Source organism: Bacteroides sp. CAG:633 (assembly GCF_000435115.1).
GTDB lineage: Bacteria > Bacteroidota > Bacteroidia > Bacteroidales > Bacteroidaceae > Bacteroides > Bacteroides ndongoniae.
On the sequence record NZ_FR883106.1, the window covers coordinates 1 to 991 of the forward strand.

Genomic DNA, 991 nt, shown 5'->3' on the forward strand with positions numbered 1-991 from the left:
CGGTAGTGGCCGAGAGGCTGAACACCCCAAAGCCGTCGATGCTGACCGAATGGCCGTTGTAGAGCTCCGTCCGCATGGCGGAAACGAAGTTGGTGAGTACGCTCTGGATGTCGCCCAGTGTGAGCGAGCTTTTTTCTTTCATCTGGATGGAGAGGCTTTCCAGCGTAGCCGGTTTTCCCCACACCACCAGTTGGGGGTAGTACTTGGCCGGTGCGGCCTGGTCCTGCGGGTTTTTCCGCTGGACACGTTTGAATGTGACAGACATACGAGTCTCCTTTCTTGTTTTTTCGGGTGATGAGGAGGATGCGAAAAAGGCAGGAAGGACTGAAAAAAACGGAAGTAGCGTTGGCATACATTCAAAATTAATCAGTACCTTTATCACCGGTTTGCAGAGAGCATCACCGTCGGCGGATGACAACCGCCCGATGCAGCCTTCTCTTGTCCGGCCTGCCGATGTAGGCATTTCCTCTGAATCAGTAAGTTAAGCGGTGTGCACCAACCGCGTCCATGGTCTCCGGAAGTGGACAAGGCAAAGGTCCGCAAACTTTCCGACAAGGGTGGGACAACCGGTGTCGGGACGGGTGCTACTTGGACGAACTGGTGTCGGTGTTTAACGTTTATTTACTTCGGCACCCTTGAAGAAACGCATCAACTGCAATTTTGAAGTCGGAAAACACTTAAAAACTTAGCTTGAAAATGACACTGACATTGATTATCGTGCTGGCACTGGTGGTTGTGCTGGCATTAGCCGTCGGCGTGCTGGCCATTGTGAACCGCCGTATGCGCAGAAAGCACAAACAGGAAAGAGAAGAACTGGAACGCCAATATCGGGCCGTGGACGAACTGCTGAATACTGAGGCATGGAAACTGGACGAACTGTGGACAAACTCCCAGCGGCTGGAAAACGAACTGGAAGCACTCGTGCGGATGCTGGACGAACAGAACGTCAGGAGTGAAAGCCGTTTGGGGTTAGGCAAGAATTACGGTAATT

The 991-nt window shown here is 52.4% G+C and carries 2 protein-coding genes; one reads left to right on the forward strand and one right to left on the reverse strand.

The window, feature by feature from the left end:
* On the reverse strand, positions 1-265 hold a 265-nt coding region (locus QVP67_RS10855; RefSeq protein WP_288180125.1), incomplete at its 3' end, for an HU family DNA-binding protein.
* Positions 266-696: 431 nt separating this feature from the next.
* Here QVP67_RS10855 and QVP67_RS10860 point away from each other — a divergent pair.
* Positions 697-991: hypothetical protein (locus QVP67_RS10860; RefSeq protein ID WP_288180126.1), on the forward strand; the 295-nt coding region annotated here is incomplete at its 3' end.